The organism is Alishewanella sp. BS5-314, from assembly GCF_025377695.1.
Taxonomy (GTDB): domain Bacteria; phylum Pseudomonadota; class Gammaproteobacteria; order Enterobacterales; family Alteromonadaceae; genus Alishewanella; species Alishewanella aestuarii.
The window spans coordinates 347,334-370,600 of the sequence record NZ_JACEHJ010000002.1; the positions used below are offsets into that span (position 1 = coordinate 347,334).

The window sequence follows — 23,267 nt, forward strand, 5'->3', positions numbered from 1 at the left end:
AAAAGCCCGCTTAATAGCGGGCTTTTTTATATTTGTTGTATTACAAAGTGAAGCTTAATAAGCGCTAAAAGGCACAGAGATCCTGAGAAGGGCGCTTTTCTCCTCCCTTTAGTTGTCAGCTCTGAGCTGATTTAGGACTCGGTTGTTTCGCTTTCAGTACCCTTCAAATCGTATAACTTGTATTTATCAATCAGAGCATATAGGGTAGGGCGGCTTACGCCCAGCAAGTCAGCCGTTTTCGATAAATTGCTGTTTGCCAGCACATAAGCCTGACGAATACCTTCCGATTCGGCCTGCTCGCGGATCTGGCGTAAGGTTTGAAAGCTGCTCTTATTTGCAGTGGGACGAAACCCAAGATCCTCAGCATTAATCAGCTTACTTTCCGATAAAATCACCGCTGACTTCAGCTTGTTTTGTAATTCGCGGATATTTCCAGGCCAGTTGTGGCTCAGCAGCGCTTCAGTTGCACAGGGAGTGAAGCCCTGGATTTGGGTTTTGTATTCCTGATTAAAACGATGCAGTAAAGCTTTAGCAATCAGAATAATGTCGTGACCGCGATTGCGCAGTGGTGGGATCCGCAACACAATCTCGCTGATCCGGTAGTAGAGGTCTTCGCGGAAGCTTTGCGCGGCCACCATATCCTGTAAATCACGATGGGTCGCGCAGATCACTCTGACATCGACTTCTATTTCGCTGCGGCCACCAACCCGCTCAATAACCCGTTCTTGTAAAAAACGCAGCATTTTAGCTTGCAGCGAAAGGGGCATATCGCCAATTTCGTCCAGCAGCAAGGTGCCACCATTGGCGCACTCTATTTTACCAAGGGTGGTTTTTACCGCGCCGGTAAAGGCACCTTTTTCATAACCAAACAGTTCGCTTTCCAGCAAATTTTCCGGAATAGATGCACAGTTAATCGCGACAAAAGGTTTGCCGGTACGCGGGCTTTGCCGGTGAATAGCCCGGGCAAAAACTTCTTTACCGGTACCGCTTTCGCCTAACAACAAGGTGGTGATTTCTGTAGGTGCAATTTTCTCAACAGTGCGACAGGCTTTCTGGATAGCTTCACTATTGCCAATAATATCCGCCTGCTGATAGCTACTGGCTTTTAAAGCTTTGTTTTCCTGCTCTAACTGACTTAGCTTAAAGGCACGTTGCAGAATAATGTTCAATACATCGGCATCGATGGGTTTCTGATAATAATCGTAGGCGCCGAGCGCTATGGCCTGCAACGCATGATTATTATCGGTACTGCCTGTAAGTACTATGACCTTGGTTTCCGGTTTAGCAGTTAAGATTTCGGTGAGGCAAGCCAAGCCCTCTGAGGCATTGGCGGCATCAGGTGGTAAGCCCAGATCCAGCGTAACAACGGCTGGTTCAAAGCGGCGCAATTGCGTCATGGCTTGTTGCCGGTCGGCAGCAAAGACCAATTCGTAATCACTGAGGCTCCATTTTAATTGTTTCTGGATACCCAAATCATCTTCAATTACCAAAACGGTATGCATCTTACGATCCTTGTAGCAAAGCGATTGCTGCTGGCTGAATATTGTTAGCTAAGTGTAACGGAAGTTCCAGTTGAAAGGTAGTGCCAAGCCCCGGTTGGCTTTGTACTTTGATGCTACCGCCGGCCTGTTCAATAAAGGTTTTGGCGTCATAAACGCCTATGCCCATACCGGCATTACCTTTAGTGGTATCAAAAGGTTTGAACAGCCGGTGCTCAATAAAGTCGGCTGTCATACCGCTACCGGTATCGCTGATTTCAATCTTTAACTGTTCCCCGCTGGCATCAAGGGTTAAGCGGATCTGGCCATCATCTGCAGTGGCGTGCTGGGCGTTATCCAGCAAGTGGAAGATAATATTAGCAAAGCGCTCTTTATCCAGGGTTAAACTGGCATCCTGTTTTACGATAAGTTCAGGTGTCGGGAGCTTATTCGCACAACGTTGGCTGATCACCTGCTCTAATAACGAGGCGACAGTAAAGCTGCGCAGTGGATGAGTCGGGCTTTGTTTGCTGGTCAACTGTGACAGCATATGATCCAGACGTTGTTGCATTGCCGCCAGAGTAGTAAAGCTATCTTCGATAAACTCGGGATTATGCTTATGCTTAACGGCATTGCGTAGCAGCAAATCCAATTGCGCCTTTACGTTTTTCAAATCGTGCACCACAAAGGCAGACATCCTGCTAAAGGCCGCGAACTGGGCATTCTCACTGAGCTTGTCGCTATGTTGAATCAGCTGGAGCAGGGCGGCAATTTGCTCTGAAACCACCGACAAGTAATCCCGCAATTCCCAGTTGAGTTTCAATGGCTGCCCGGCATTTGCCTGCATCAAACAAACGCCCCAGAGCTGATCTTTAGTCCTGATTGGTAACAGCAGCTGGAACTTTAACTCTGCCTGATCCAAGCCGGTGGTCAGCTCATCACTTTCGCTTAGGTCAAGTTGCCAGGCATCATTCTGATGTTGCTGATAGTAACGCTCCAGCAGTGTGAGTTCGGTTTCTGTTAGCGCCGGGCGTTGCTGCAAGGCCAGGACCTTGATCTGGGTTGGCGTTTGAAATTGCAGTAAGGCACCTTGCTGGTAATGAATAGAATCCAGCCATACCCCCAGGATCTGTTGAAAGCGGCTGGGTTGATTCAGATCGACCTGCCTAAGCCCTTGAGTCAGTTTTAACCATTGTTCACGATAGTCAAAGCGGTTGGCAAAAAAATGCTTTTCAATAAATACCTTTACTTTGCGTCTGACGGTGGCTGATAGCAGTAACAACAACATCAACACAAAGCCCAGTACGATAAAGCTGGTTTGTAACAGTTCGGACCAGCTACCGCCGACATACCGCAGGTAAAATCCGGTCAGTGCCAGCAAACATAAATACAGGCCGGCAGCCATTACCAAAGTGCTCTGCAGCACGACATCGCGGGAGATATAGACCTTGATTTCCCAAACGGTAATACGGCGAATGGAGAGCGTCAGCACAGGTACCAGCAAGGCAAAAACAAAGCCCCTGGCTTGCCATAGCTGTAAATCAACCCGGGCAAACAGTGCCGATTCTGCCAGCAGTACAAAATCAAATACAGCGGCAGCACCCAGGGCGATAATCAGAGGTTTATATTGCCATTTCTCGGCATCAGAGGCTTTACGATATAAAGCCTCAAGTAATGCCAGTTGTACGACACAAAATGCCAGAGAGCCGGTATACAGCAAGCTATTGGATGCGTGCAGGAGCAGCGCGAAGCTCAGCCAGATCACGCCTAACAGCAGTGTCAATAAGGTGTGCGGTTTTAACAGAAACTGTGTGATGCCCGACTGAGGCTGCAAAGCGGCCAATAGGAACAAAATCAGTAGCAACTGGCGTAACCATTCCAATACCTTGGACATCGGCTCGGCATAGGGGATAGCCAGGGTCGTGGCGTACCAGAAGGCCCAGAGCAGGCTACTGACGGTAAAGGCTAGCAGCAGTTGCTTAGGAACGTTATTCGTTCTGGTAGTTAAAATCAGCAGTGACAATATGCCATAAGCCAAAGCCGCCAGCGCAAAGCCAATTTGTTCAGGAGTAAAGGCCAACATAGCAGCAACCATTATTCAGTGCGGCTTAGCAGGGCTAATAAATGTTGCACCGGGATCGCATAGGTAATGCCGCTGGGATCACTTAACACTGCCTCACGGGTGCTTTTTACATGCACCTGATTAATCACGCCAATAACCTGCCCGGAATGAGGTAAATAGAGCGGACTGCCGCTATTACCGGGATAGGCTGTCGCATCTAACTGATACACCAGATAGGGGGCGCCTAAGCGGCGGATCGCAGCAGCATGTAAATTAGCTGAGTTATCGGCCGGGATCGCGACAGGCGTTTGCGCGGCAATAATACCCCTATGAGTTGCCGGATGCAGGCCCAGTACCTGAGTGATCGGAAAGCCGGTAAAGGCAATGTCCGTACCCTCAGCCACTAATTCTGGTGTACTGAGTAACGTGAGGGCGGGTAAGCGTTGCTGGATGGTTAGTACGGCTAAATCATAAGCCAATGCAGAGCGTTGCTGCAGTACTTTATGCTGTACAATCTGATTGCCCTGGCCCGACAATACAACGTATTCTTCCTGGCGATTAGTATCCAGCGGACTGGCGATAACATGGTAGTTAGTGACAATCTGATTACCCGGTGGCACCACAAAACCGGTACCAACCAGCCGTGTTCTGGGAGAGCCGGTTGGGTTATGAATGCCAATAGCGACGATTGCCGGCTTAACCTGTTGGATTGTGGTACTTAATGGCTGTTGAGCCTTTAAAGCGCCGGCTTGTAACAAAAATAAAATGATAAAAAATATGCGCATATCAATTGCCTGCCTTAGCGTAATCCATCATCTTGTATTAATCTTAACTTATAGTACTCGAAAAGGTACCTGCTGGTTAAGATTAAATATTTCTACTGGAAAGTATTGTAATTTAGCAGGCAATAGTAAAAAGTGTGATGCCAGCACTTTAGGGTACTTACGACAATATGGGCAGAGGGATTTATGAAACAGCTTAGAGCTTTAGCGGATAAACCTATTATCGGCGGTATGGTAAAAAAGGCCATTTCCACTCTCGCCAGCAATGATGCGAAACATATCTCTGAACACTTCTCGCAATACCTTAAACCTCAGGTTGCCTCAACGGCAGATCTAAAACATGAAGTTTTTAAACTGCGACACAATGTGTACTGTGAAGAATTACATTTCGAAGATTTAAAACCCAATCACGAGGAATTTGATGAGTTTGATAGCCACTCGATTCACTGTTTTATCAGGCATCTTGGTACTAGCCAGATGGCTGGCACGGTGCGATTGATAACTTCAGATCATCCACAACAATTACTTCCAATTGAAAAGTTTTGCTCTCATGCCATTGAGGATTTAAGTTTAAGCCCGGCCAATTTTGCCAGGGAAAATATTTGCGAGTTTTCACGCCTTGCCGTGCCGGCGATGTTCCGGAAGCGGGCAATAGATAAATTTGCCGGCGCCGCGACCGGTGCAATCGATGAAAGTACCTTTTCAGCTAATGAGTTACGTTGCTTTCCCTACATTGCGATTTGCTTGTATATGGCGGCGGCGGCTATGGCTTTTCATACCAACCGGCTGCATGCCTTTGTGATGATGGAGCCGCGATTGGCCCGCAGTTTAAGCTTTGTTGGCATTAACTTTAAGCAGCTTGGTGAACCGGTGGAATATCATGGTAAGCGGGCAGCGTACTACATTAACTCTGATATGTTCCGTAAAAACATTTCATCAGGCTATATCAAACTGATGAAATCGATTGAGAAAGAATTATTTAGTCATCAGCAAGCTGCTGCGCGCGAGAGTCAAAGCAGTGGGATCCTGCTGCCGAATGGCCCGCTGTTTAGCGGAGGCTAGGGTGCAGTTAGCAGAACGTATCACACAGTGCCTTTCTTCGGCCTGTGAGGTGATAACGGGCAGTGATGCACTGCTTGCCTATGAACAAAATTGTGAAGCTCAGGCAACGGCCACGTCTTTAGTCGTCAAGGTGGCGACAGAGCAAGACATCAGGCAACTGTTACAGCTGGCCAGCCAGTTAAGACATACCGATGATGCCTTCGCCATTTTCCCAATCAGTACTGGCAAAAACTGGGGCTATAATTCAGCAACACCCAATAGTCCCGCGGTATTACTCGATTTAAGTGGTTTACGACAAATCAGGGTGATTGATGCGACCCTGGGATTATTTGCAGTGCAACCCGGTGTAACGCAGCAGCTATTACGTGACTTTCTTGACCAACAGCAATTAGCTTTTATGGTGCCGGTAACTGGTGCGGGTCCGGATTGCAGTATTTTGGGTAATGCACTGGAACGTGGCTATGGCATTACCCCCTATACCGACCATTTTGGGGCAGTAACGGCTATGCGTGCCATGCTGGCCGATGGCAGTATCGTGCAGTCAGCGGTGGCCGAGTTAGATCAAAGCCAGGAAGGGCTTATCGATCACACCTATAAGTATGGTGTAGGGCCCTATCTGGATGGCTTATGGACCCAGAGTAATCTGGCTATCGTTACCGAGATCACTGTGCGGCTAAAAGTTAATCCTGCTGCCTTTGATGCATTCTATATCCAATTTCAGGATGACCAGCAGTTTGAACTGGCGCAACAGATTGTGTTTCAGATCCTGCGCGATTTGGAAGGGGTAGTTGGCTCAGTTAATATCATGGATCGCAGGCGGGTTGCCGCCATGATGGCAGTAAATCCAAATGGTGCCGCTGCGCATCAGGTGATGACAGAACAGCAGGTATCTGATATTGCAAAAGCCTATGATATACCGGCCTGGACTATTGCCGGCACCCTTTATGGCCGACCAAAGGTGGTGGCTGCAGCCAAGGCTGAAGTAAAGAGCATTATTGGTGGTAGGGCGAATAAGGTGCTGTTTTCCAGCAGCGCCCTGATAAAAATAGGACGTCTGGCGGTTAAACTACTACCGGCTTTATTAGCCAAACCGGCAAAAATGCTGGCATCGCTGGATGCCGGTATTCAAATTATGCGAGGGGTGCCTAACCAGGTTGCTCTGCCTTTAGCCTACTGGCGTAATCCCAGGGTAGCGCCTGCTGCCAGTGTCAGATTAAATCCTGCTAGAGATCAATGTGGTTTGCTCTGGTACGCTCCTCTGGTACCGATGCGTGCCGAGGCAATGCGGGCTTTTATCCAGCATATCCGCACGCTTTGCCCCAAATACGGCATTGAGCCAATGATTACGTTCACCAGTCTGCGGCATGATACGGTAGACAGCACTATTCCAATCGTATTTAACCGCTTGGATCCGAATGCCGTGGCGCAGGCTAAAGCTTGTTTGGCTGAGTTGGTCGCGGTTGGATTGAAGTATGGTTGGGTACCGTATCGGTTAAATCTGCAGCAGCAGGCAGAGTTGTTACAGGCTGATACCCCATTCTGGCAAGTGGTGCAGCGCTTAAAGCAGGCGCTGGATCCTGAAGTACTAATTTCCCCGGGACGCTATTGTCCTAAACTCTAGTTAAGATACCAATAAAAAACCTCAGCTGCGGCTGAGGTTTTTTATTGAAGATGGTAAAGACTAGTTTCTGCGTCTGCGCAAACCGCCAATACCCACTAAGCCTAAGCCCAGCAGACCAAGACTAGCTGGTGTTGGCACGCTGCCGACCTGGCTGACTCTGATCACGATATTGTCAAATTCACCGGCAACACCGCTGGTACGGATCGCCAGCGAAGTGAAGGACTCATTTGGCGCAAAATTGATATTCACATAAGCATTTGATTGCGGCGATTGTTGATTACCTGATGAACCACCCAGCTGCGCTAATAAATTGTTGCCGGTTAACATTGAGGTAAAAGGGTTACTATCGCCCTGAGCAGCGAAAGGGCTAAAATTCTGGATACCATTAATGCTGGTATCGTAGAACATAAAATCATTGTAGTTATCTACTGAGCCCCAGTAGAAGCCCAGATAGTCAATGCGCCACGTGCCACCGTAGGTTGCACTAAAACCTGCCAGCAAATTGCTGTAGTCGATTGCAACCCAGGCTGGTAAAGCGCCGCCCGGAGCGGGAGTGAAGCCAAAGCAGGTATTATCGTTAGCCGGCGCTGCTGCAACACCTGAAACTGAACCTTTGGTAATGGCGAAGGCATTGTTACCGCTTGACGTTACGCTGATACCCCCAGCTGTACTATTCAATGCACAGCCATTGGCGTTACCGGCTGCAGTATTAAAGGCTGTACTACCCGCACCGCCAAATACAGTCATTGCCGTAGCGCTATCAAAGGTTTCGATAAAAAGACCGAAATTAGGATTATTTGGGTCCAGGACATTGGAATTTACCAGGTTGCCGATATTAGGCACCAGGCTGCTAACCAAGCCAGAGTTGTCAGATGCTGTTACACCGCCGAAGGTAATCACGGCAGCCTGGGCTGAGCTACAGAATAATGCTGACAATGCCAGCTGGGGAAGAAATTTGATGACTGCTTTCATGATTTTTCACACCTGTTTCAACTAACCTAAAAGTATTAAGCATAAAGTAGGCCAATAAAGTCGGTTGTTTTTTATTATTTATATTCAATGATTTATATTTTGGTAGTGTTGTGCTTTACAGGGGGTGTAAAGAAAGCTGACGATCGTGAAGAGTTTATAATGGTCGGTGATTTTGATTGGCGTTAAAACCAAAGCAACAAAAAAGCCCAGCAAGCTGGGCTTAATTTGGGACTCTGGTGTCAATTAGGCTTTTTTACGACGCGCCAGTAATAGTAAGCCACCCAGAATTAACAGTAAGCCAGCAGGTGCAGGAACGCTTGCTGGACGGATATAGCTGTAGATCCAGTCTTGTAATGCACTTACCCGGGTAGAGGCAAACAGGTCGCCGTAGTCTGAGCGAATATTGTTACCGTTGATGTTTGAACCCAGTGAGTGTACACCAGCTAACAGCCATTCTCCGTTTTCGAAAATGAAGGCACCACCACCTGAGTCACCACCTGCGATAGCATATTCAAAAGGTAAAGCTGCATTTTCAGAGGTAAAGCCGTAACCAAAGTAGTTATACCAGAAATTAACCCAATCGTTATGCACATCGCCCCAAGAGTCAACAGCAGTTGGATCTGGATGATCAAAGTCAGACCACAATAACTGGCCACCAGTACCTTCAGTTGAGTAAGCTCCGTCTACCACATTCTGACCACCACGACGGGTGCCGGCGGCCTGATTAGCACCAGTTAAACCTGTACCTGTTGCGCCATAACCAACATGTGTTGTTATCGCACCCGCTTCGTTAGAACCAGTGTAAAGATTAGCGATAGGCGCATCGATACCATTTTCAAAGTACATTAGGCCAATATCCCACCCAGCTAACAGGTTGCCAGTCCAATTCTCGTGCCACACCCATGAAGTCGCTGTGTAGGCCTGATGATAGTATCCACTGCGGTCCTCGTTAAAGACCGGGCTGTAGAAAGTCATAGTGGTTGCTTCATCAACACAGTGTGCGGCGGTCAGTACCCAGTTTCTGGCAACTACGGTGCCGCTACAAATAAAGCCACCAGCTGGTGTATCGAACAGGATAGCGCCAACACTATCAAATTGAGGTAAAACACCGATAGTGCGATATAAATTATCGTTAACGTCATGACGGATTACACCGGCAGTGGCAAAGTGGCTGGCGAATAAGCAAGCAGCCGTAATTAGAATGGATTTTTTCATGTTAGGTCCCGGATATTATTTTAATATAACTCTGTCGCGAGTTATTTTAATTAAGCAAAGTATGGGCCAATAATTTTTATCAATTTAAACAGTGGTTTGAGGTTATTGCGTTGTTGCAATGTAAATTTTTCTGACATTAATTTACATTGCTATATCTAGGTGCTTTATGGTCAGTTACTTTGCAATGCAGGGTTGCTAAAAAACAAAAAAGGCGGAATATTCCGCCTTTTTAATATCGACGATCGATTACGCTTTCTTAAAGCGACGACCACCGGCCAAGCCTAACAGGCCCAAGCCAAGTAACGCGATTGATGCTGGCTCTGGGATAGATGCAAACTGACCGTTCGCTGAACCTGTACGTAAGCCACTGAACTCAGCAGAAGCTTGTAAGAACAGGTCAGACACACCAGAGTTACGATCCAACGCGGCAACCACATCTGGTAAGCCGCCGGTTACGCTTAACGTAGACTGGACAAAACCGCCCAGGATAGAACCGTCTAACCAGAAGCTGTCAAATTTCAGACTGGCCCACAGGTTACCACTTTGGAATCCGTTAACATTAAGGTAAGAGTTAGACGTCACGGACAGTATGCTGATTGGGCTCTGGTAATAGATATTTAACCAAGAATTCGATGTATCAAAAGTCACAGTATTACCGTTGACGTTTGACACCGCCAGACCACCGAAAGCGAAAGTCAATACACAGCTGGTGCAGTAATTGTATTCACCTGGAAAGCCGATGTTACCGAACAAAGTACGGCTGTCGAAAATCTGGTCAAATAAACCGACACCTGAAAGCAAGCCTAAACCAGGGGTTACAGCATTGCCGTTTGCCAGTTTTGCTACACCGTTAGGATCAACCGTGTAGCTTGATGGATCAGCATACCATTGTTGGAAGTTAAAACTACCACCAATACCGCCGTTACTAATTGGGTCCCAAGTTACGCCACCGGCAGTAACAGGGGCAGCGTCTACGCCGTAGCTGGCTACAGCCAGTGCCGCAGCACCGATAAAGCTCGTTACATATTTCATCTTCTGCTCCTTGATAAATCTTCAAATACGAAGTTTCCGTATCTTATGCTGGAATCATGCCATCTTTTTTTTGTTTTTATATCGTTGTTTTTATTTGTTTTTTTATATTTATGGCAGGAGGAGGATTAATCGGTGTAAAGAATGCTGACAGCCGTAGCTGTCAGCATTAAGTATTATAAAGAGGCGGATAACTGTTGTTGGCGAGCTTTATGTTCGGCAGATTCTGCGTTGACACTGCGCAATACTTCGCGTGCTTTGGCTTTATTGCCGGTTTCGATTAGTGACTCGGCATAATTCAGCTGTACTTCGGGGTGGTTGGGACGCACAGCCAGCGACTTTTCAAACTGGGCGATAGCTTCCTTATGTTGGCCCTGTAGTTTCAGGATCTTGCCGTACGTATCCAGGATATCCGGATGCTGCGGCAGCTTGCTTAAGGCCTTTTCGGCATAGGGCTGGGCTTTCTTGGCTTCGCCACCGGCAGCCAGGATCCAGGCATAATTATTTAAAATCAGCGGGTTTTCCGGGTCGCTTTGGAAAATATCAAAGTAAATTTCTTTCGCTTTTTCAATATCATCCTGCAGTACCAAGCTACCGTAGAAACTATAGACTCTTGGATCCTGCCCGTGTTTAGCAAAATGCTCCTCCAAAAAGCGGATCGCCCGCCGGAAGGACACATCTTTTGCCAGAGCTTCAGCAATGGCAATCGCAGTAACAGGATCAGGGACTGCATTGTAAGATTCCTGCAATGTTGCCAAGCCCGGTGTGATCTGACCATTTAACAGCTGTAAACGACCACGCTGAAATTGCATTTGTGGACTGGCCGTCAGTTCTTTGGGTAACTGCTCGAAAGCGGTTAGCGCATTAGCATAATCACCTGATTCAGCCAGCAGCACAAAACGAATAAAACGCAGGTCGTTATTATTTGGCGTACGGCGCAATAAGTTATCGATAATCTGCAACGCGTCTTTATGTTTGTTACTTAAAGCCAGGGCATTGGCGTAGGCCAGAGCCGCCTGCTGATTCCGCTCATCCTGCTTGTACCAGCGCTCGGTGATCGCCAGAGTTTCCGGCAGTTTACGCTGCACAGCATAGGCGGTTGCCAGGGCGCTCATCACAAAAGGCGTCAACTGCTCAGGTTTGCTCAGCATCGGTTCCAGCAGTTTTACTACCGCATCGTGGTTATTCTCAAACTGATACACATTTACCAGCAAACCTAAAACAGCCGGATTATTAGGGAAGTTTTGCTGTGTGCTGCGAATTAGCTCAACCACTTTTGCCGTATCTTGCTGCTGCGCCCGCTGCAAACCATATAAACCTAATAGTGCCGGTACATACTCAGGTTGATTGGTCACTGCTTTGGTTAGCAGGTTGATGGCTTTAGCAGAGTCTTGTTGCTGCTGGGCAATAGCGGCCTGCAGATAATGTGTAAAAGGACTCTTCGCATCAGCCTGTTCTGCACTGGCTAATAAGGTACTGGCTTCATCCTGCTTACCGGTTAATAGTGCTGCCAGAGCTTTGAGGTTATAACCGGCGTTGGCGGTATCCGGTTGTGTTAGCCATTCATCAGCTAAGGCTGACGCTTTGTCAAACTGTTGCTGCCGGATATAGCTGGCTGCCAGTGTCAGGCGCGCATCGTGCCGCGACGGGTCCAGTAACAAAGCTTGCTCTAAATCGCGGATACCGGCAGTCATCTGCTCCGGGATCCCCAGGCGTAACTGCCCCAGTGTCGACAGATTGGCACTGCTCTGATTCAGGCCCGCTTCTTCAATCCGTTTTAAAATATCATTTGCTAGGGTCGTCTCACCGGCTTTTAACAGCTCAAAGGCGGTAACGGCAGCGAGGTTAACATCCTGCTCAGTCAGTTCAACATTGCCGATAGAGCCAGCAGCCTGGGTTAGCTCACCCGCCTGTAACTGCAGCGCAGTAAGCAAGCGCTGAGCCGGCGGATAAACACCCAGCTGGGATTGCACACTGGCCAGATGCGCCAGCGCCTGGGTATTTAATCCCAGTTGATGGTGGATCAGCCCTGCCATAATCCGACTGGCTGTGGTGTTAAAACGACTACCGATAGCTTTATCGATATGCTCCTTGGCTTTGTTGAAGTCTTTATTTTCAAAGGCTACCAGTGCCCGCAAATAGTTGGTTAAACCATGCTCCGGAGCGAAGCGCAGGATCTGATCAAGCTCTGCCTGAGCTTTATCTAAACGCTGTGCTTTTAATTCCAGCTGTGCCACAGTCAAACGGGTGCGTAGGGCAGTCGGTACTTGTTGCAGGTATTGATAAAAACCAGCGAGTGCTGCTTCGTCATCGCCCAGTGCCAGCGCCAGTTGCGCTTTGTAGTAGTTAATTTCGAGGATAGCAGGGCTATCCGCAGCAGTTTGCTGCAGGGTCGCGAGGGCTTCGGCTGGCGCATTGTTTTTTATCTGTAGCATCGCCCGGGCAAAAGCCTGAATATCTGGCTGCGTTGACTCAACCAGACTATCGAATAAGGGCATCGCATTGTCAGCTGTGCCCATTTCGATTTCGGTCAGGGCCCGGTATAGGGCTGCGTACTGCTGCCGGCTTTCATTTAAGCGGGCATCATCTTTAAACAAGCCCAATACCTGCTGGTAGTTTTCGGCGCGGAAACTGGCTTGCAGTAAATCCAGTGCGACTTCATTTAAATCAGCACCGTTTTCCAGGGCTCGGGCCAGCTCTTTCTCGGCCGAAAAATAATCACCGCTTTGCATATAGAGGCGCCCCAGCAATAAGCGGTAGTCCGCATTATCTGGTGCTGCAGCAACGGCAGACTTCAGCTCGATAATGGCTTCACCCAGTTTTTGTTGTGCGGCAAAGCTGGTGCCGGCATTAAAATGCTCTTCGGCAGATTTGCCGCCGCAACCGCTAAGCAACAGGCTTAGGGCAATAGCGGCTGACAGGCAGGTCTTTTTCATGTGAACATTCTCCATTGCTCAGGATAGCCTGGCCAACATAAAGCCGGGCCGCAGAGTTTAAGTTTAGAACAAGCGGTGACAGGTATGACGAATTACACAACATCATATTGCCCGACGCATGAAAATCAAGCATCATATTAAATAAAGCGTCAGCAGAATGCTAACCGGGTTAGCCGAGATGTTAGATTGCAAGCTTGGCCCAAGGTTATCTCAGGAGTTAAAGAGTGTCATGGATGGCAGTAAAACCGACATTTCAGTCCGCACTTACCCCCTGAACAATCTGCCGCTGTTGCAGCAACATTGGCAGGCCTTAGAGCAAAAAAGTCAGGCCTCGTTTTTCCTAAGCTGGCACTGGATCGGTTGCTGGCTCAGGGTGTTTAAACCCACCGCTATGGTTGTCGAAGCCAGGCTGCATGATGAGCTGCTAGGGCTGGGTATTCTTTGTCAGCAAACAAGCAGACGCCTGCTATTTCGGAAAGAGCAATTATTGCTGCAACAAACCGGGCAGCCGGCACAGGACCAAATCTGGATTGAATACAACGATTTTCTGCTCAGTGAGCTGGCTCCTGAAGCAACCCGGTCGGCGATGATTGCTTGTATTAGCGCTGAGCTAACCGATTGGGATGAATGGCAGATCAATGGCTTGCCACTGCAACATTGCCCGGCCTGGCTCAAGGCCAGTGGCCTGTCTGCCCGGTTTGGCTGGGAGGCGCCTTGTTATGCTGTAGATTTGGTGGCGCTCAGAGCCAGCGGCAAAGACTATCTGGATACCCTATCGGGCAACACCCGGTATCAGATCCGCCGTGCGATCAGGGTCAGTGAGCAGCAAGGTAAACTGCAATTGGAACAGCCCAATTCCCTTGAGCAGGCTCTGGGTTGGTGGCAGGCGATCAAGCCGTGGCATCTGCAGCGGTTCGGCGCCAATCTCGATGGCAGTGGTTTTGCTAATCCGGATTTTCTGGCCTTTCATCAGACATTGATTACTGATAACTGGCCACAGGGCTCGTTGGAATTGCACTGTTTAAAAGCTGGCGAGCAAGTTCTTGGTTACTTTTATAATTTTATCCATCGGCAGCGTGTTTATTTTTATCTGGCCGGGTTAGCACCTGTTGCAGATAAACAGCAAAAGCCAGGGCTGGTTGGCCACAGTTTGTTAATTGCGCATTATGCGGCCCGTGGTTTTGAGTGTTATGACTTTATGGCCGGAGATGCCCGCTATAAAGCGCAGTTGGGACGTAACACTGGCAAGCTATGCCAATTGATTTTACAACGGGATCGTATCAATCTTAGGCTGGAACAGCTGGCGCGGCGAATAAAAGGCGCGTTAAAGCGCTCCCAGCCTTATCGCAGCCGGGGCGCGGAGCAAGGATAGTCAGGAAAATGTCATGACACAGTTACAGCTTGAAATAGTACAAGCGTCAGACAGTGAAGCTGACGATTTAGTAACAGTGACGGCTAATGCCAGCCCTTATTTTTTAAGTGGCTGGCGCCGCGCGGTGCAAAAAGTTTATGGTCATCAGGCGGGCTGTCTGCTGGCCAGAGAACGTGCGTCAAAGCAAAGTATCGCTTTGTTACCCTACTCGGTATTTAAACGTCCGTTACAAAGGCCGCGCGTGATTTCACAGCCGTTTGCCGATTACAGCGGTGTACTGGCGATAAATAGCGAACTAAACCATTTGCTTGAGGCTAGTTTCCGGGCGCAGTTGGGGCAGAACGCTGTTGAATTGCGGCATTCAGCGCAGGAAATCAGCCCGCAGCCGGAACAATTGGCGAAAGTCAGGATGATAACCCAACTGCTTGCCGGGCAGGATGCCTTACTGGCCAGTTATAAGCCTAAACTACGTAGCCAGATAAAGAAGGCGACTAAAAATGGTCTGACTGCCGAGCTGAGTACCGATAGTAGCGCAATACAGGCGTTTTATCAGATTTATGCCAGGAATATGCGCCGGCTCGGTTCACCAGCGCACCATCCCGACTGGTTTCAGTACCTGCTTGAATATTATCCGTCAGGCAGTTTGCAGGTGGTATTGGTGCGCTTGGCAGAGCAAGTGACGGGTGCCGCCATCGTACTGATTAACGGTAATCAGGCAGTAATTCCATGGGCTTCCACTCTGGCTGAGTATAATCATTTAGCACCAAACATGCTGTTATACTGGACGATACAAAGCTATTTGGCAGATCGGGGGGTTACCACCTTTGATATGGGGCGCTCCACACCGGGGGAAGGCACTTATCGCTTTAAGCAGCAGTGGGGTGCGCAACCCTATGCCTTGGACTGGCAGTTACATCAGCCCGGCGCTGCAGAGGGGAGTGCCTTATTGCAAAGCGATAAGGCTACCAGTGGCACCCGAAAAGTTCTGGAACAGCTCTGGCGGTGTCTGCCGCAGAGCTTAGCGAATCAGCTGGGCGGGCAGTTGCGCGGGTATATTTCATTATGAGTTTGCAACTAGCTAAGCTGCAGCTTACGGAACGGCACCATGTCTAAGTTTGCCATATTTTTTATTCTGCTCTACGCCGGTGGTCTGTTGGCTGTGCTGGCCTATAACGGTGCCGCCGCCTTTTTTCTGTACCAAATCGTTTATATGATGAACCCGGAAGACCGCTGGTGGGGATCTGAAATTCCGGCGCTACGTTATTCTTTTATTACCTCGATAATGATGTTGCTGGCGCTTGCCTTCAAATATCAGGAGTACAGTAAGCTTAGCCCCTGGCGACAGCAACCGGTTTTCCGCTGGATGCTGGTGTTTTTGTTACTGCATTTTATTGCCTATTTTTATGCACTTGACCCCATTGCCCATGATCGCTTTACCGGCTATTTCTGGCGTCTGGTGGTGGTAATGTTTGTAGCCTATAAACTACTGAATACCGAGAAGTTATTAAATATTGCGATCTGGATGTACCTGCTTGGCGCGACCTATGTCGGCTACTATGGTCACTCTATGGGGCGGGATAACCGTGGCCGCTTATCGGGTATAGGTATGGTCGATACAAGTGGAGACTCAAATCTGGCGGCTGCTGCATTGGTTCCTGCGGTGGTGATCCTGATTTATTATGCCTGGCAGGGTAACTGGAAAACCCGGGCTCTGGTTTTTGTTTGCAGTGCCTTTGTCGTAAACGTGCTGGTGCTGGCCAATAGCCGCGGCGCCTTTTTGGGCGTACTAGCCGGCGCCTCTTTATTTGTTTGTTTTATGCTGTTCTCAAGGGTGCAAAAAGCCCGGCAGCGGTTAACAGCTGCAGCGATAGTTGTCGCCGGTCTGGCGGGGGCCGTATCGCTGACCGATGATACTTTCTGGCAGCGGATGCAAACTTTACAGGCAGATGAACAAGGGCAGCGTGGCGCAGATGGCCGCGGCCGGCTACATTTCTGGTTCGGCACCTTCGATATGGTTAAGGATTATCCGATGGGTATGGGGATCGGCGGCTATTCTGTGGTCAGTGGCGCCTATCTGGATCGCAGTAAAACCAACTACTCGATCGAGCGTCGTGTACCTCACTCCACCTGGTTTCAGGTGCTGGGAGATTTTGGCTGGCTTGGATTATTTGTTTTTGTTGGGATGTTGGTATCGGTATTCCGGATAAGCCATAAAGCCAAGCAATTTGTGATAAAACAGGGGCGGCCGGAAATTTATCACAAGATTGTCGCGCTGGAATGCGGCCTGGTTGGCTTTTTGGCGGCAGCGACCTTTATCGACAGGGCCCGGGCAGAAATTCTGTTTTGGATGATTTTATTTCTGGCCAGTAGTGCCAACGTTTATTACCTGCAACATCTGGCACGCGAAAAGCTAATCCAAGCAGAAAAAGCGTCGGACACAGGGCGGATCAGACCGCCGCGGCGTGGGGCTTTGGTGCCTGAACGACAACAAAGCGCAAAAACCATCAAGGAGTAGCACAATGTGTGGATTAGCTGGTTATCTGCGTTTTGCTGAGAGCGACAGCGCTGCACAGCAACTTGCTCAGCAAATGGGCGAGGCCATATGGCATCGTGGCCCTGATGCAGGCAGCAGCTGGCATGATGAGAAAATTATGCTGGTGCACCGTCGGCTGAGTATTCTGGATTTATCGGAAGCGGGTACGCAGCCGATGCATTCACCCTGTGGCCGCTACGTCATGGTATTTAATGGCGAGATTTATAATTTTCTTGATCTGAAAGCTGAACTTATCGCCGGCGGCGAGCAATTTAGTACCCATACCGACAGTGAGGTATTACTACGTTTATACCTGCTGCAAGGCCCTGCCGCACTGAATGCATTAAATGGTATGTTTGCTCTGGCTATTTGGGATAAAACCGAGCAAAAGTTGTTTTTAGCTCGTGATCGGCTGGGCAAAAAACCGCTCTATATTTACCAGGATGGCGACTACTTTGCTTTTGCGTCAGAGCTAAAAGCTTTATTGCCGTTGCCATTTTTTAAACGTGAGCTCTGCCTGGAGGCAGTACAGGATTTCTTCTTTTATCAATATGTGCCTGATCCTAAGAGTATCTTTAAACAAGCACGTAAACTTAAGCCGGCACATTATCTCGAGTATCAACATGGCAAGGTCTCTGAGCGCTGTTACTGGCAGCTGAGTTTTAACCACAGCAGCACAGCTCCGGCCGATGAGCTGGCTGCACAGTTACGCACGCTGCTGGACGATGCGGTGAAGATCCGGATGATTAGCGATGTGCCACTGGGTGCCTTTTTAAGCGGTGGTGTGGACTCCAGTGCGGTGGTTGCCAGTATGGCAAGGCAAAGTGCGACGCCGGTTACCACCTGTGCTATCGGATTTGCTGATAAGGACTATGACGAGGTGCACTATGCCCGTCAGATCGCAGCTCAATTCGCTACCGATCATCATGAGTTTACGGTAAAAGCCAGTGTGACGGCTAACTTCCTGCGCATCAGCCGTTATTTCGACGAACCCTTTGCCGATCCCTCTTTCGTTCCGACCTATTTTGTTGCTGAGCTGGCGCGAAAAAAGGTCACAGTAGCACTGGCCGGAGATGGGGGTGATGAAAACTTTGCAGGTTACAGCAAATATGTCATTGACCAAACCGAGCAGGCGCTGCGCGAACGCTTGCCCGCTGCTGTTAAACCTCTGGCCGCAGTATTGGCCAAGTTGGCAGCTGCGTTACCGGGTACGGTCGCCCGCAAAGCCAATACCTTGTTACGCAGCCTGGCACTGACGCCGGAGCAAGGCTTTTTTCTGACCAATAGTTTTTTCTGCCCCAGATTGTGGCAGCAATTGTGTTTGCCAGAGTTTCAGCAGGCGTTAGCAGGGTACGACTCTGCCGCTGTGACGACCGCGGCTTATCAGGCGGCTGATAGTGATAACCATCTGTCCAAGGTGCTTTATACCGATATTAAAACCTACCTACCCGGCGATATTCTGGTTAAGGTGGATCGGATGACCATGGCGAACTCGCTGGAAGCGAGGGCGCCTTTACTGGATTATCGGATGGTGGAGTTCGCGGCCCGGGTGCCAGCGGCATTAAAGCTCCATGGCAAAGAGAAAAAGCATTTGCTAAAACTCAGTCAGCAACAACGGCTAAGCAATGATATTCTGTACCGCAAAAAAATGGGATTCTCTGTACCCTTGGCCAACTGGTTGAACAAAGAATTAAAATCTATTGCCGATGGCTTGTTTGCCGCCAAAGACTCAGGGTTAGCTAACTTCTTTAAGTTGTCATTGGTATCGCAATTGTGGCAGCAGCATCAAGCCGGCGATTTTCGTTATACCCAGGAGCTCTGGAGCTTACTGGTATTTGCCGCCTGGTGGCAACACTATATGCAGCCTGAAGCGAGCGGGCAGGCCGTGTGCTTATGAAGCGCGTTTTACATCTTACCTACGATATGGGCATTGGCGGCACCGAGCAGGTCATTAACCAGTTGGTGCGTGGTATGGACGCTGCGCAAGTATGCCATCGTATTTGTGTGATAGAAGGTTCAGTAGGTGCAATAGGTCAGGCCTTACAGCAACAGGGGATTGGTATTGATGTATTGCAACGGCAACCCGGCTTTGACTGGCGGCTAATTAAAGCGATTCGTGCATTAATTAAGCAGCACCAGATAGATATTGTGCATTGTCATCAGTATACGCCTTGGGTATATGGCTGGTTTGCCGCTATAGGTACACAAGCCAAAGTGATCTTCACTGAACATGGTCGTTTTTATCCGGACCGCCACCGGTATAAGGCCTGGCTGATTAACAAACTGATGGCCGCGACCACTTATAAGATTACTGCCATTTCCAAGGCAACAAAGGCCGCTTTAGTACAGTATGAATTTATTCCGGAACATAAAATTGATGTTATCTACAATGGTATTGAGCCATTAGTTAGCACGGAAGAGGGCAGGGCCAAAGCCCGGCAAGAGCTGGACCTCCAGCCCGGGCAGCGGGTGATTGGTACTGTCGCCCGTTTAGATCCAATAAAAAATCAGGCCATGCTGTTAGAGGCTTTTGCTTTAGTAGCACCAACCTTTCCAGAACTGCAGCTGTTGATCGTCGGTGATGGGCCAAAGCGGCAGCATCTTGAGCAACTTACAAAGGATCTTCAACTTACGCAACGTGTTATTTTCGCTGGTTTTAAAAGCCCAGCTACCGATTACATGGCGTTAATGGAGCTGTTTTTATTACCTTCGTTAAGTGAAGGGACCTCTATGACTTTGTTAGAAGCGATGAGTTTGGGCATTCCCTGTACGGTGTCTGATGTTGGTGGAAATGCTGAGGTCGTCGCTCACGGGCAAACCGGTATGGTATTGGCGGAAAATAGCGCAGCCTGTCTGGCTGAAACCTTATCTGAGGTCTGGCAGTCGGCACAACGGCTTATGCAATATGGCGAGAACAGCAAAGTTGCTTTTGCCAATCGTTTTTCGGTTGGGCAGATGACAGAAAGCTTTTTCAATTTTTATTCGGCAGATCAAAGGGACAGGCGACACTATGAGTAACATGGTGATTAAGCTCGGCAGGGCAAAGAGCGAAAAATTAACAGCAAAAGCGGCTGCAGCACTGCAGCCAGTCTCGCCTGGCAGTTTGTTCAGTATTGATACCCGTGTCCCGGTGTTGCGTTCAGGCGACAATCTGTTGTACGTCCTGGGTTCTCCCTTACCGGCGGTGACGACAGTGCCGGAAAACTGGCAGCAAGCGATAGCACAGTTTACTTCTTATGAAGGTGATTTCCTGCTGATTTACTGGGATAACGCTGCCGGTAAGCTGGTTGTTTGTAACGACTTCCTCGGTTTTCAACCTTTGTATTGGGTTAAAGAGGCCGGTGCTATCTGTTTCTCGAACAAAACCAGTGTCTTTCAGGGGGAAGCCGATCTGGCTGGTTGGGGCGCCTTTATTGCGATGGGACATACGCTGGCAAATGACACGCTGACCAGGGATGTAGCCCGGATCCCGCCTGCGAGTCTGCTGGTTATCGATGCCGGCACTCTTGAGATTACAGATCGTTGTTACTGGCAATTTCAGCCCCTGAGTCGTACCCCAACGGTAGCCGGGGTGGTTGAGAGCTATGGCGCCGCTATTGATTTAGCGCTGGATAGCTATAGTGGTCAAGCGCAAGGGATCCTGTTGAGTGGCGGCTATGACTCCCGTTTACTGGCTTATATGTTACACGCCCGGCAAATTCCGTTAGCGGCATCAATTATTTCACACCATGATGAAAACCTGGATGCAGATGCCCGCTCTGCAATGGCGATCGCCAGACAATTGGGATTTCCGTTTCAGTTGCACGAGCCGGATAAGGCCTTTTTTTCCAGTACCGATTATTTGCAGTATTTGCAGGTATCAGATTCTGAAGTGCAAAGCCTGTACCTTTTTATTAGTCAGTTACTGCAATTTATCCAACCGGGCGTATATTGGGAGGGGATCCTGCCTGGCTTTACACTGAAATCAGAGTTTGCCAGCCAGTCTGAATTGCAATCGATAACGATTAAACCTTTTTCACACCCGCTGTGGCGTGCGGCAGAGTCTGCTTTTGGTAAAGAGCTCGCCGCCGAGATGTGGCAGGCCTTTTCGCAACGACTTGATACCGAAAGTGCCCGTTATCCGGACTCGGGAGAAGGCGCAGATCTGTTCCGCCTGGCAAACCGGGCCCGAAATCGTATTGCGGTAAACCCCTTTAAGGTGTTTCAGCATCAGGCCCGGATCCTGACACCGGGGATGACGAGGGATTTTGTTCAGACCGTGATGTCGGTGCCTACTGCAGCCAAATGCCACGAGCAGCTGTACAAGGCGATTTTTAAGCAGTATTTCCCGGCCGCACTAACTGTGCCGCTGGTGCACGGTACGCAAATTGACCTGGCGAATTCGAGCCGGCCTGCCGATTATCTATTCCGGCTGCGGGTGTTTATCCATAACCAATGCCAGCAGAGACCCCGGCTGGCAAAACTGTTGCTGCAATCAACAAAGCGCAGCGGCTTTCTGCCCTCGGCGTTTTTAAACGCCGCCGAGCTTTTATCTGCAACAGGTTCATTGCCGGAGCTGACTGCTTCTGCGGATACTGATGAAAAAGTGTTGCGTTTGCGTTTTTATTGGCATATCTGGCAGGCACTACGCGATCCCAACGGGATCCGGATAGCAGGCAAATCGCTGTGAACCTGGCAACGCAGGAGTGGCTGTAAATGACCGCAACCTTGACGCGTGGTACACAGGGTGATTTTATCATCAAGGCAAGTGTCCTTAACGGCCATGTTGAATTTATAGGTCTGTCGGAAGGCTTCTATGGCTACAGTCTGGGTGACGACGCTGATGCGGACGGTGTTTTTGTCCGCTGGGCCTTTCAGAACAACAGACTGCAGTTAAGCACGGACCGGCTGGGACTGTATCCAATTTATTATCTGCAGCACGAAAACCAGCTGGTGTTATCGAACTCGGTTGAGCTGATTCGGCAACATCAACCGCTGACTCGGGATACCGAGGCTGTTGCAATATTTTTTCGCTTAGGCTTTTATCTTGGTCAGCGTACGGCCTTTAAGGGGCTATGCCGACCCAATGGTCAACTGCAGGTCAGCGTCTCTGCCGGGGGCGTCGAGCTTAGCATTAGCAGACCGGCGCAGTCTAAAGTGGTCAATAGCGACTTTGAGCAACAGTACTGTGATTTGATGCATCACGCATTACAACCGCTGGCCGGGCAGACCGCGGCGCTATATATGCCACTGACCGGCGGCAAAGACTCCAGACATATTTTTCTCAGTTTGCATCAAGCCGGGCTTAAGCCCGACTGCTGCTATACGGTCAGCGTCTTGGCGCCACATTATAATGACGACCAGCAGGTTGCCCAGCAATTGTGTCAACGTACTGCTTTGATGCATCAGGCGCTGGCCGCAGAAACCAAGCTCATCAGCAGTGAGCAGCGGAAGAATCTGCTGACCAATTTTGAAACCCGTGATCATAGCTGGGCCACCCCCGTCGCCAGGTATCTGGATACCCGGCCAGCCGGTATTGTTCTCGATGGCTTTGGTGGTGATGTGTTAAGCCAATCTTCTATTGTCACGCCTGAGATGCACAGCGCCTATCACGCTGAAGACTGGGAGCGTCTGGTCAAGCTTATCGCCCGGCCAAACCAGTATAATAACAGCTGGCTTACGGAGGCGTATCAGGACTTTATTATTGATGAGAGAGAACTTGCTGAGCAGCTGGTTGCTGAGCTTAAAAGCTTCACCGGCACGGTTAATCCAGTTGCCCAATTCTATTTTTGGAACAGAAGCAGAAGAACCATTGCCATTAGTTCCATTCGTTTTATGACCGGGCATAGCCTGGCTTACTTTCCTTTTATGCAACAACAGCTGGTAGACTTTTTATTCAGCTTACCGCCGGCACTTTATTTCTCCGGCAGTTTTCATTCCCGGGTGTTACAGCAGCTTGCCGGCGACCTGGCAACCGTTCCTTTTGCGGCTAGTGAGCAGCCAGGTGACACCCTGAGTTGGTGGCAGTGGAGTCGATTGCTACTGGCGGTAAGTTGGGAGCTGCTAAACAATAGCGTGATTCGGCCCCGGCTACGCGTAAAAGGCGTGTTGCAGGCCTTGGCCTCGATAACAGATAGAAAAAAGCTGGTCAGTTTTGTGCATTTTTATAGAAAGTTAGGTTTTTTAAACCAGCTGGTTAGATACGTTAAATAACGCCCGGCATTAA

General features: G+C 49.2%; 16 protein-coding genes. 9 read left to right on the top strand and 7 right to left on the bottom strand.

Annotation, left to right across the window (positions count from 1 at the left end; genetic code table 11):
- Window positions 1-131 precede the first annotated feature (131 nt).
- Genes prsR through H1D31_RS06155 form a run of 3 tightly spaced genes read right to left on the bottom strand, consistent with a single transcriptional unit; the run spans window position 132 to window position 4,325 of the window.
- Complete coding sequence (gene prsR / locus H1D31_RS06145) at window positions 132-1,502, bottom strand: PEP-CTERM-box response regulator transcription factor (protein WP_008610057.1); 1,371 nt, start codon at window positions 1,500-1,502, stop codon at window positions 132-134.
- Between the two features lies 1 nt (window position 1,503).
- Complete coding sequence (gene prsK / locus H1D31_RS06150) at window positions 1,504-3,561, bottom strand: XrtA/PEP-CTERM system histidine kinase PrsK (protein WP_261256969.1); 2,058 nt, start codon at window positions 3,559-3,561, stop codon at window positions 1,504-1,506.
- A gap of 11 nt (window positions 3,562-3,572) precedes the next feature.
- The gene (locus H1D31_RS06155) at window positions 3,573-4,325 is read right to left on the bottom strand and encodes a serine protease (RefSeq protein WP_008610059.1); all 753 of its coding nucleotides are present in this window, start codon (window positions 4,323-4,325) and stop codon (window positions 3,573-3,575) included.
- A gap of 183 nt (window positions 4,326-4,508) precedes the next feature.
- Between H1D31_RS06155 and H1D31_RS06160 the strand changes: the two genes are divergently transcribed.
- Window positions 4,509-5,384 carry a PEP-CTERM/exosortase system-associated acyltransferase gene (locus H1D31_RS06160; protein WP_261256972.1) on the top strand — a complete coding sequence of 292 codons (876 nt, stop codon included), beginning with the start codon at window positions 4,509-4,511 and terminating at the stop codon, window positions 5,382-5,384.
- 1 nt (window position 5,385) lies between these two features.
- Window positions 5,386-7,005 (top strand): FAD-binding oxidoreductase, encoded by a 1,620-nt coding sequence (locus H1D31_RS06165; RefSeq protein WP_261256974.1) that lies wholly within the window; start codon window positions 5,386-5,388, stop codon window positions 7,003-7,005.
- A 60-nt stretch (window positions 7,006-7,065) separates the two neighbouring features.
- Here H1D31_RS06165 and H1D31_RS06170 read toward each other — a convergent pair whose 3' ends face one another.
- The 4 genes from H1D31_RS06170 to prsT all read right to left on the bottom strand — a co-directional run bounded on the left by H1D31_RS06170 (window position 7,066) and on the right by prsT (window position 13,157).
- A complete protein-coding gene (locus tag H1D31_RS06170; protein ID WP_261256976.1) occupies window positions 7,066-7,977 on the bottom strand; it encodes a PEP-CTERM sorting domain-containing protein in 912 nt (303 codons plus the stop codon).
- A 243-nt stretch (window positions 7,978-8,220) separates the two neighbouring features.
- On the bottom strand, window positions 8,221-9,192 hold the full coding sequence (locus tag H1D31_RS06175) for a S1 family peptidase (RefSeq protein WP_261256978.1): 972 nt from the start codon (window positions 9,190-9,192) through the stop codon (window positions 8,221-8,223).
- 246 nt (window positions 9,193-9,438) lie between these two features.
- Window positions 9,439-10,224 carry a PEP-CTERM sorting domain-containing protein gene (locus H1D31_RS06180; protein ID WP_261256979.1) on the bottom strand — a complete coding sequence of 262 codons (786 nt, stop codon included), beginning with the start codon at window positions 10,222-10,224 and terminating at the stop codon, window positions 9,439-9,441.
- Window positions 10,225-10,397: 173 nt separating this feature from the next.
- Window positions 10,398-13,157: an XrtA/PEP-CTERM system TPR-repeat protein PrsT gene (gene prsT, locus H1D31_RS06185; RefSeq protein ID WP_261256981.1), complete on the bottom strand. Its 2,760-nt coding sequence runs from the start codon at window positions 13,155-13,157 to the stop codon at window positions 10,398-10,400.
- A gap of 157 nt (window positions 13,158-13,314) precedes the next feature.
- Between prsT and H1D31_RS06190 the strand changes: the two genes are divergently transcribed.
- Genes H1D31_RS06190 through H1D31_RS06220 form a run of 7 tightly spaced genes read left to right on the top strand, consistent with a single transcriptional unit; the run spans window position 13,315 to window position 23,254 of the window.
- The gene (locus H1D31_RS06190; RefSeq protein WP_261256983.1) at window positions 13,315-14,529 is read left to right on the top strand and encodes a GNAT family N-acetyltransferase; all 1,215 of its coding nucleotides are present in this window, start codon (window positions 13,315-13,317) and stop codon (window positions 14,527-14,529) included.
- Between the two features lie 13 nt (window positions 14,530-14,542).
- On the top strand, window positions 14,543-15,595 hold the full coding sequence (locus H1D31_RS06195; protein ID WP_261256984.1) for a GNAT family N-acetyltransferase: 1,053 nt from the start codon (window positions 14,543-14,545) through the stop codon (window positions 15,593-15,595).
- Window positions 15,596-15,634: 39 nt separating this feature from the next.
- Complete coding sequence (locus tag H1D31_RS06200) at window positions 15,635-17,044, top strand: O-antigen ligase family protein (RefSeq protein ID WP_261256986.1); 1,410 nt, start codon at window positions 15,635-15,637, stop codon at window positions 17,042-17,044.
- A 4-nt stretch (window positions 17,045-17,048) separates the two neighbouring features.
- On the top strand, window positions 17,049-18,959 hold the full coding sequence (gene asnB, locus H1D31_RS06205; protein WP_261256988.1) for an asparagine synthase (glutamine-hydrolyzing): 1,911 nt from the start codon (window positions 17,049-17,051) through the stop codon (window positions 18,957-18,959).
- A complete protein-coding gene (locus H1D31_RS06210) occupies window positions 18,956-20,080 on the top strand; it encodes a glycosyltransferase family 4 protein (protein WP_261256989.1) in 1,125 nt (374 codons plus the stop codon). Before asnB ends, H1D31_RS06210 begins: the two co-directional genes overlap by 4 nt.
- Window positions 20,073-21,731 carry a hypothetical protein gene (locus H1D31_RS06215; RefSeq protein ID WP_261256991.1) on the top strand — a complete coding sequence of 553 codons (1,659 nt, stop codon included), beginning with the start codon at window positions 20,073-20,075 and terminating at the stop codon, window positions 21,729-21,731. The genes H1D31_RS06210 and H1D31_RS06215 overlap by 8 nt, the downstream gene beginning before the upstream one ends.
- A 26-nt stretch (window positions 21,732-21,757) precedes the next feature.
- Window positions 21,758-23,254 (top strand): hypothetical protein, encoded by a 1,497-nt coding sequence (locus tag H1D31_RS06220; protein ID WP_261256993.1) that lies wholly within the window; start codon window positions 21,758-21,760, stop codon window positions 23,252-23,254.
- The last annotated feature ends 13 nt before the right edge of the window (window positions 23,255-23,267 follow it).

What these genes read in the sequence shown, in the direction of transcription:
- prsR (WP_008610057.1), bottom strand. Translation starts at nt 1,502, where the DNA reads ATGCATACCGTTTTGGTAATTGAAGATGATTTGGGTATCCAGAAACAA.
- prsK (WP_261256969.1), bottom strand. Translation starts at nt 3,561, where the DNA reads ATGTTGGCCTTTACTCCTGAACAAATTGGCTTTGCGCTGGCGGCTTTG.
- H1D31_RS06155 (WP_008610059.1), bottom strand. Translation starts at nt 4,325, where the DNA reads ATGCGCATATTTTTTATCATTTTATTTTTGTTACAAGCCGGCGCTTTA.
- H1D31_RS06160 (WP_261256972.1), top strand. Translation starts at nt 4,509, where the DNA reads ATGAAACAGCTTAGAGCTTTAGCGGATAAACCTATTATCGGCGGTATG.
- H1D31_RS06170 (WP_261256976.1), bottom strand. Translation starts at nt 7,977, where the DNA reads ATGAAAGCAGTCATCAAATTTCTTCCCCAGCTGGCATTGTCAGCATTA.
- H1D31_RS06175 (WP_261256978.1), bottom strand. Translation starts at nt 9,192, where the DNA reads ATGAAAAAATCCATTCTAATTACGGCTGCTTGCTTATTCGCCAGCCAC.
- H1D31_RS06180 (WP_261256979.1), bottom strand. Translation starts at nt 10,224, where the DNA reads ATGAAATATGTAACGAGCTTTATCGGTGCTGCGGCACTGGCTGTAGCC.
- prsT (WP_261256981.1), bottom strand. Translation starts at nt 13,157, where the DNA reads ATGAAAAAGACCTGCCTGTCAGCCGCTATTGCCCTAAGCCTGTTGCTT.
- H1D31_RS06190 (WP_261256983.1), top strand. Translation starts at nt 13,315, where the DNA reads ATGCTAACCGGGTTAGCCGAGATGTTAGATTGCAAGCTTGGCCCAAGG.
- H1D31_RS06195 (WP_261256984.1), top strand. Translation starts at nt 14,543, where the DNA reads ATGACACAGTTACAGCTTGAAATAGTACAAGCGTCAGACAGTGAAGCT.
- H1D31_RS06200 (WP_261256986.1), top strand. Translation starts at nt 15,635, where the DNA reads ATGTCTAAGTTTGCCATATTTTTTATTCTGCTCTACGCCGGTGGTCTG.
- asnB (WP_261256988.1), top strand. Translation starts at nt 17,049, where the DNA reads ATGTGTGGATTAGCTGGTTATCTGCGTTTTGCTGAGAGCGACAGCGCT.
- H1D31_RS06210 (WP_261256989.1), top strand. Translation starts at nt 18,956, where the DNA reads ATGAAGCGCGTTTTACATCTTACCTACGATATGGGCATTGGCGGCACC.
- H1D31_RS06215 (WP_261256991.1), top strand. Translation starts at nt 20,073, where the DNA reads ATGAGTAACATGGTGATTAAGCTCGGCAGGGCAAAGAGCGAAAAATTA.
- H1D31_RS06220 (WP_261256993.1), top strand. Translation starts at nt 21,758, where the DNA reads ATGACCGCAACCTTGACGCGTGGTACACAGGGTGATTTTATCATCAAG.